7 protein-coding genes and 1 pseudogene are annotated in these 7956 nt (G+C 53.7%); 7 read left to right on the top strand and 1 reads right to left on the bottom strand.

Annotated elements, in window-relative coordinates; all coding sequences use genetic code 11:
* Nucleotides 1-1220: 1220 nt before the first annotated feature.
* From Q0K10_RS15205 to Q0K10_RS15665, 7 genes and pseudogenes are all read left to right on the top strand, one after another.
* Nucleotides 1221-2066: an aldo/keto reductase gene (locus Q0K10_RS15205; RefSeq protein WP_366943031.1), complete on the top strand. Its 846-nt coding sequence runs from the start codon at nt 1221-1223 to the stop codon at nt 2064-2066.
* A gap of 154 nt (nt 2067-2220) precedes the next feature.
* Complete coding sequence (locus tag Q0K10_RS15200) at nt 2221-3591, top strand: flavodoxin (protein WP_294508881.1); 1371 nt, start codon at nt 2221-2223, stop codon at nt 3589-3591.
* A 12-nt stretch (nt 3592-3603) separates the two neighbouring features.
* Nucleotides 3604-4581: an aldo/keto reductase gene (locus Q0K10_RS15195; RefSeq protein WP_294508878.1), complete on the top strand. Its 978-nt coding sequence runs from the start codon at nt 3604-3606 to the stop codon at nt 4579-4581.
* 129 nt (nt 4582-4710) lie between these two features.
* A pseudogene (locus Q0K10_RS15190) lies at nt 4711-5616 on the top strand (alpha/beta hydrolase); the annotation flags it as partial.
* Between the two features lie 14 nt (nt 5617-5630).
* Complete coding sequence (locus tag Q0K10_RS15185; RefSeq protein WP_294508872.1) at nt 5631-6257, top strand: flavodoxin; 627 nt, start codon at nt 5631-5633, stop codon at nt 6255-6257.
* A 30-nt stretch (nt 6258-6287) separates the two neighbouring features.
* Nucleotides 6288-7271, top strand: coding sequence for a serine/threonine-protein kinase (locus Q0K10_RS15180; protein WP_294508869.1), 984 nt, complete (start codon nt 6288-6290; stop codon nt 7269-7271).
* Nucleotides 7229-7333 carry a hypothetical protein gene (locus tag Q0K10_RS15665; protein WP_366943030.1) on the top strand — a complete coding sequence of 35 codons (105 nt, stop codon included), beginning with the start codon at nt 7229-7231 and terminating at the stop codon, nt 7331-7333. Before Q0K10_RS15180 ends, Q0K10_RS15665 begins: the two co-directional genes overlap by 43 nt.
* Nucleotides 7334-7735: 402 nt before the next feature.
* Here Q0K10_RS15665 and Q0K10_RS15175 read toward each other — a convergent pair.
* On the bottom strand, nt 7736-7956 hold a 221-nt coding region (locus Q0K10_RS15175; RefSeq protein ID WP_294508866.1), incomplete at its 5' end, for a hypothetical protein.

Below are 7956 nucleotides of genomic sequence, written 5' to 3'. Positions count from 1 at the left end.
CGGGCGCCGAATACAGACTGGAATCCGTCGCGGAACGCAGTCAGCATAAAATCTATTTTTTTCATCATTACACTCCTTGGTTTTCTTGCATTAATGAGCAGGGGGGATGCCGCAAAGAGTGTACGAGCCGATTCATTCCGGAACGCTCAGATCCATATGCGGAGAAACAGCTCTGGCGGTTTCGGGCAGAGAGATCGAGAGGTCCGGTTACAAATTCAAATTCTAATGCAAATGCAGAAAACAGATACCGTACATTCAAGCGACAGAATGGTGCTATGCAACGGATGGATCCGCTCTTGCTTTGGGACGAGGGGAAAGCCAGATCCGCAAATGCAGACGCAAGTTCGTCGGTGGCGCGAAGCTGAAGCGCGTGGAGACGCATTCGGCAGGGAAGCTGCCTGGCTTCAACAGAAATACCGGGCGGACCGACTGGGTGAGACGGGTCTCATTGGAACGGGTAAGAATTCTGCCGACTGTTTCGTAATTGCCGGAGAAGAATTCACATTCATCGGATTGCATCCGGGAGGCGTCCGTAAGCTGATGGTCGGCTTCCTGGTTCTGGAACCGGCTGTAATCCTGAGGTGCGGTATGGTACACTGCACTTGTAGTGATACCGGTAAGGGTCAGCACCACTGAAAAAATCAGGATTGCGGGCAACGGGCAATTTTTCATGACAGAATCAGGCCTTTCAAAATTAATTAAATTTAATAATATACATCTAAAACAAGCTTTTTCAAGCCGAATGCGTGAACTTTGATGGTGTTACCTGACAAGTATAATGTGGTGGGGAAACAATACAAACTTGGATTCCTTTATGGTGAAGCTGATTCAAGTCCAGAATAATGATTGGACTTACCCGAAAATTATTCTGCTCACCGACTTTCTGTTGGACAGCAATCAGAGAAAATAAGCTTTTGGGGGAATATTGTGCATATGATTTTCCCTTAAGCTGATTACAAACTATATGATGTCTGCATTTTCATGTCGTGTGTGATAATGTGTCATATCATTTGACGCTCTCGTTCTGTGGGTTCTTGTTTGTACGTTTACACCGCAAAAAAAATTTTTTTTCAGATATTGAATTAGAGTTACTGTAACCATTATATTGATGATAGAAGAACTTGATGAGTGATGCAAAATGACTGCAGCCTACAAGTTTCGACTATTGTAAATGGAACACAAATCATCCAAAAAACAAGGCGAAAACATGGAGGATTATGATGGAATATGTGAAGCTTAACAACGATGTTGAAATGCCGGTTCTCGGATATGGAGTTTATCAGGTAACTCCGGCAGAAAGTGAACGGTTTGTCTCTGAAGCCATTCAAGTCGGTTATCGCTCAATTGACACAGCCCAGGCATATGGTAATGAAAACGGTGTCGGAACTGCAGTCAGAAAAAGCGGCATTCCACGAAACCAATTTTTTCTGACTACCAAAATCTGGATTTCCAACGCCGGATACGAAAAAGCCAGAGCTTCAATCGTGGAATCCTTACGCCAATTGCAGACAGACTATATTGATCTTCTGCTGATCCACCAGCCTTTTAATGATTATTACGGAACCTATCGAGCCATGGAAGAAGCATACAGGAAAGGCAAAGCCCGTGCGATAGGAGTCAGCAATTTCTATCCGGATCGTCTGGTTGACCTTTGTCAGTTTGTCGAGATTCCTCCGGCAGTCAACCAGGTGGAAACCCATGTTTTTCAGCAACAGGTCAAGGCGCATGAGATTATGTTGAAATACGGAGTTCAGCATGAGTCCTGGGGACCGCTTGCAGAAGGAAGGAACAATATCTTTTCCAATGAAATACTGGCATCAATCGGTGAAAAACATGGAAAATCCGTTGCTCAGGTGGCATTGCGTTTCCTGATCCAGAAAGGCATTGTGGTCATTCCGAAAACAACTCACCGGGAACGGATGGTGCAAAATTTAGATGTCTTTAATTTCCGGCTCACAGACGGGGAATTGGCTCAAATTGCCACCCTGGACCGCGCGGAAAGCGCATTTTTTTCACATTATAATCCGGAAACGGTCGAATTTATCACAGGGCTCGGCAGAAAATGAATGGCAATTATTGTACTTTGACATTTACAGAGACATTCCGCAAATGGAGTCTGGATATCCAAGCGGGGAAATACTTGCCTGGAAAACATTATTATCGGCAATATTTTTATGTCTTCCTCTCTTTAGCGGCTGCAATGCGGAAGAAACGGCGAAAGTGCCTCCCGGCTCGAAAAAGATCCTGATTGCCGTATTCTCCTATACCGGCAACACACGGCGGGTCGCAGAGGCGATCCGGCAGAAAACCGGAGGCACGTTGATAGAAATCGAACCGGAAACGCCGTATTCCAAAGACTACCAGGCAGTGGTGAAACAGGGCAAGGAGGAGGTCGATTCCGGCTTTCTGCCGAAACTGAAAACGAAAGCGGCAAACATCCGCGACTACGATGTGATTTTCGTCGGCTCGCCGATCTGGTGGTACACGATTGCGCCGCCGGTGGCATCCTTTCTGCACGATCACGATTTGTCGGGAAAGACCGTTGTGCCGTTCTTCACTCACGGCGGCTACGGAATCGGGCACAGCCTGAAGGACATCCGCAAATACGCGCCAGGAGCGGTACTGGCCGGAGAATTCGAGCTGGACCGGGATTCGCTGAAGAAAATGGATGCCAGGATAACGAAATGGCTCAAAGAGATCGGAGTCGGCCAGATGACGGGAAATAAACAGACATCACAGATCAGGACCACGGATTCCATTCAGGATATTGTGAATCACCCGGCTTTCCGGGATTTCGGGCGGCGTCTGCTGCCGTGGGACGACGACCGGAATTATGACGTTCCGCTGGATCAGGTTGCGACGCTTCTGCCGTATCACAGCAATGTGAAACCGGCGGAAGCCGCCGCTTCGCTCAACCGCCTGATCGGCGACGCCGATGCCGGGAAAAAAATCTTTTACGACATCTACACGGAACAGGAAAAGACGGCGGTTCCCGCAAAACGCAATACGGGACTCTTTTTCTACCGGGGAAAGCCGGGGGCGCCGTTCGCGGTGGTGAATCCGGGCGGCGGGTTCGCCTACGTCGGTTCTTTTCACGAAGGATTTCCATACGCGGCCAAGATCAGCCGGAAAGGTTACAACGCCTTTGTGCTGAAATATCGCACCGGCGGCGGGCAATATGCCGTTGAAGATCTGGCGGCGGCGCTGAAATTCATCTTTCAGAATGCCGATGAGCTTGGTGTCGGAACGAAACATTACTCGCTGTGGGGAAGTTCGGCGGGGGCGCGCAAGGCGGCTTTCATCGGTTCCTCCGGCCTTTTCCCGAAACCGGCGGCGGTCGTGATGGCCTACACCGGACAGTCGGAATTCACGCGGAACGATCCGCCGACTTTTTCCGTAGTCGGTTCGGAGGACCGGATCGCCAGTCCTGCAACCGTGGAGCACCGGGCGCAGGAAATGAAACGCGCCGGAATCGATGTTGAGTTCCGCCTATACCGCAATGTGGGCCACGGCTTCGGCTCCGGCAGGGGAACTGGCGCGGAAGGCTGGATCGGCGAGGCGGTCAAGTTCTGGGAAAAACATATTTTGTAAAGGAGGTTCCAAATGAAAACAAGAAAACTCGGCAATCTGGAAGTATCGGCAATCGGACTCGGCTGCATGGGCATGAGTCACGGCTTCGGTCCGGCGGCGGACCGGAAGGAGATGATCGCCCTGATCCGCCGGGCGGTCGAACTCGGCGTCACCATGTTCGATACCGCTGAATGTTACGGCCCTTATTTCAACGAAGAACTGGTCGGCGAGGCGTTGGCCCCGTTTCGCGGCGAGGTGAAGATCGCGACCAAATTCGGTATTCAGGTCATTGACGGCAAACAACTTCAGGACAGTCGTCCCGAAGTGATCCGCCAATCGGTGGAGGGTTCGCTGAAACGACTGAAAGTCGAAGCGATCGACCTTTATTACCAGCACCGGGGCGATCCGGATGTCCCGGCGGAGGAGGTTGCCGGAGCAGTCAAGGAATTGGTTGACGCCGGAAAGGTCCTGCATTGGGGACTTTCGGAGCCCGGTATCGGCAGCATCCGGCGCGCTCATGCGGTCCTGCCGCTTTCCGCCGTCGAAAGCGAATACTCGATGTGGTGGCGCAAACCGGAAACAGAACTGCTGCCGGTATTGGAGGAACTCGACATCGGTCTCGTACCGTTCAGTCCGCTCGGCAAGGGCTTCCTGACCGGGACGATCAAAGCGGGGGCGACTTTCGGAAAAGATGATTTCCGCAGCATCGTTCCCCGTTTTGCTCCGGAAATGCTGGCAGCGAATCAGAAGCTGGTCGCGCTGCTGGACGAACTGGCGACGGCAAAGGGATGCACTCCCGCCCAGCTGGCGCTGGCATGGTTGCTCGCGCAGAAACCGTGGATCGTGCCGATTCCCGGCACCCGGAAACTCGCGCGGCTGGAGGAGAATCTGGCTTCGGCGGAGCTGGAACTTTCCACCGGAGAATTATCCCGGATCAACGCGGCGCTCGAAGAGGTCGAAGTCGTCGGCGACCGTTATCCCGAAGCGTTGGAAAAACGGACCGGCATTTAACCGGAAGGAGAAACGATCATGAAAAAGAACACATTGGCGATTCTGACGGGAACGGCACTCGCGCTGGGCGGAACCGGCTGCGCCTCGACCTCTCACTACACCTTTTTGCCCAGTGAAAAAGTCATCGTGGAGAAGGTCCGTTTCAGGAACCGTTTCCGGATTGAAGTGGCCGGCGACCTGTATATCCCGAAAAACATCGACCGCTCCCGGAAGCATGCCGCGGTCATCGTCGGCCATCCGTTCGGAGGCGTAAAGGAGCAGACTTCCGGACTTTATGCGCAGAAACTGGCGGAACGCGGTTATGTGACGCTCGCTTTCGACGCTTCGCATTACGGCGAAAGCGGCGGCGAACCGCGTTATATCGAAAGCCCCGAAACGCGGGTGGAGGATTTCAGCGCCACCGACTTTCTGAGCAACCATCCGCTGGTGGATGAAGAACGCATCGGCGTTCTCGGCATCTGCGGAGGAGGTTGTTACTCCGTCAGCGCCGCCCAGATCAATCATCGCCTCAAAGCGGTCGCCACGATCAGCATGTACGATATGGGACGAGCGCACTGTCAGGGTGTCGGCGACACGCAGACCTATGAACAGCGCATGAAAATTCTCGACGAAGTCGGCAGACAGCGCTCCCGGGAATTTCGCGGCGAAGCGCGGAAGGATATCCGTGCGCTGCCGGAAAAAGTGGACGCCGGCACGCCGAAGTTCGCCATCGATTTTCTGGACTACTACGACACGCCGCGCGGAAACCATCCGAATTCGACCGGCTATTACTCTTTCACCAGCCTGGCGCCGATGATGAACTTCTTTCCGTTCGCGCAGATCGAAACGATTTCGCCGCGCCCGGTGCTGTTCATCGCCGGAGAGAACGCCGTATCCAGATATTTCAGCGAGGACGCTTACGGCAAGGCGGCTGAGCCGAAGGAGCTGTTCATCGTCCCGAAAGCCACGCATGTCGACCTCTACGACCGCCCGGACTATCTGGAGATCACGCTGCCGAAACTGGACAGCTTCTTTGAGAAATATCTTCGGAAATGAAAAGGGAACCGATCATGAAAAAAAGCAATATTCGAAAGATGCTGGCGGTTGTTTTATTTGCGGCTCTGGCGCTTGCCGGCTGCGGAGACCCGCCGGAAAAGCCGCTTTCCGAGCAGGACAATCCGAATGGCGCGGCCTCGGACAGCCCGCGGAAAGTGCTGGTCGTCTATTTTTCGCACTCTTTCGGCAATACCCGGCGAATCGCCCACATGATTCAAGAGGAGACCGGAGGAGATATCTTTGAAATCAAGCCGAAGCAGCCTTATACCGCCAATCACAAGGAAGTGGTCGCGCAGGCCCGCCGGGAGATCGACGCCGGATTCAGGCCGGAGCTTGTCGCTATGCCGGAAAAACTCGACGAATACGATGTGATTTTCGTCGGCACTCCGAACTGGTGGAATACGATGGCGCCGCCGGTGGCGACGTTTCTGTCCAGTCATGATTTCTCCGGCAAAACGCTAGTTCCGTTCACCACCCACGGCGGCAGCGGACTCGGACGTTACCCGGAGGACATGAAAAAGCTCTGCCCGAAAGCGAACCTCCTCGACGGCGCGGCCTTTTCACGCGACAGCATCCCGCAATCCGGCGACGCCGTGAAAAAGTGGATTGCGAAGATTCTTCCGGCCGCACAGGCCGGATGACAACCGCACGGAAATATCAGGAGGCAGAACATGGAGCCATCGACTTCCCCGGACAATATTGATTTCACGCAGGTTATGGACGAACAGCGGGAAAACGCCGCCGTCGGTAATTCCGGCACCCATCTGAGCGATATCATCAGCGGTTCCGACCAGGCGATTGAAACGGTGGATCTTGCCGCCGATTCCTCTGTTGAATTCCGCCGCATGCTGGAAAAGAGCGGCAGCCGGTACAAAATCCTGAAACTGATCGCGGAGGGCGGATTCGGGCGGATTTTTCTGGCGCAGGATCTGATTCTCGGCCGGAAGGTCGTCATCAAGTCCCTGAAGGAAAAACATCTTGCCCGGCCGGAAAGCGTCAGGAAATTCATCGCGGAAGCCAAGCTCAATGCCCAGCTCGACCATCCGGCGATCGTTCCCCTGTACAGCCTCGACACCGACAGCGCGGACGGTCTCCATCTGGCGATGCAGCTTGTCAACGGCATTACTCTAAAAGAGTATCTGAAACGCTGCCGCGAACGGCAGCGGGAGGAACCGCCCCGCAACCGGCGTTACGAACGCTCTCTTCAGGTACGGCTCGAAAGTTTTCTCCGGGTTTGCGATGCGATCGAATACTGCCACAGCCGAGGAATCATCCACTGCGATCTGAAGCCGGAAAACATCATGCTCGGCCGTCACGGCGAAGTCTATGTAATGGACTGGGGCATCGCCTGCCCGGAAGGAACCGACCGCAAAGGCCATCTCGACGGAACGCCCTCCTATATCGCCCCGGAAACATTTCGGGACGGCGCCGCCACGCAGCAGACCGACGTTTTCGCCCTCGGCATGATCCTCAACGAGATCGTCACCCTGCGCGATCCTGTTACGGGGGCTGACTTTAAAGAGGTCATCACCAGAGTCTGTGCGGGGGAATTCGAGCCTTCTACGCCGCTCAATCCCCGTATTCATTCGCTGCAACATGCAAAGCAAACGACATCTGCTTTCGCAAATGGCTCGAAGACGTTCTACCGCGTTTGAATTCCACTCCGGCAGGACAGATTGATTCGCTGATCCCCGGGGCGAAACAACGTAGTCAATGAGCTCGGGCTCGTATTATGAAGAGGAAATGTCGTCGGGCGGTCATCGTCGTCTGACGGCATTCATTTTGTGGCCATCTTCCCCTTCGAAAAAATCTCCCCTCGATCCACCATCACCATGGAGCTGGCTGGGCGCTTACGCGAGAAAGGCGGCGAGGCCGATTGCCGCGCCAAGCATTCCAGATTTTATGATTTGCATTTCTGCTCCTCCTGACTCATCCGTTTGGGTTCAGGGAGATCCTCTTCTCCCTTTGTGATAATATAGCAAGAACGGTGCGGTTTGTCAAGCATTTTCCGCTTCCGATACCGGTTGTGAAAATGCCGGCCGGGAGAAGTTGTCTCCCGGCCGGCGGAATATGGCCTGTTTGCAGATGCCTGTTTGTCCGGGCGGAATTTCCGGCCGTTTCAGGATTTCGTTTCATCCTGCCGGACGAAACCGTCGTCACTGGCGTCGCTGCGGCTTGTTCGCAGATCGCGGAACAAGCGCAGGGCATCTCGAATGCCGCCGGAGAAAATCCAGACCGTACAGATTCCGCCGAGTATCACGGAAGAGCCAATTTCAAAAAGATTGGCTTTTTCCTGTAAATAACTCTTTTTCTCATGTGCCAAGCCCATCTTGACACATC

It is taken from the genome of uncultured Victivallis sp. (assembly GCF_944391105.1).
GTDB lineage: Bacteria > Verrucomicrobiota > Lentisphaeria > Victivallales > Victivallaceae > Victivallis.
Note: the sequence above shows the minus strand (reverse complement) of the source record. Positions and strands in the feature narration are given on the sequence as shown.

Coding starts and splice junctions, on each gene's coding strand:
- Q0K10_RS15205 (WP_366943031.1), top strand. CDS start 1,221: ATGGAATATGTGAAGCTTAACAACGATGTTGAAATGCCGGTTCTCGGA.
- Q0K10_RS15195 (WP_294508878.1), top strand. CDS start 3,604: ATGAAAACAAGAAAACTCGGCAATCTGGAAGTATCGGCAATCGGACTC.
- Q0K10_RS15185 (WP_294508872.1), top strand. CDS start 5,631: ATGAAAAAAAGCAATATTCGAAAGATGCTGGCGGTTGTTTTATTTGCG.
- Q0K10_RS15180 (WP_294508869.1), top strand. CDS start 6,288: ATGGAGCCATCGACTTCCCCGGACAATATTGATTTCACGCAGGTTATG.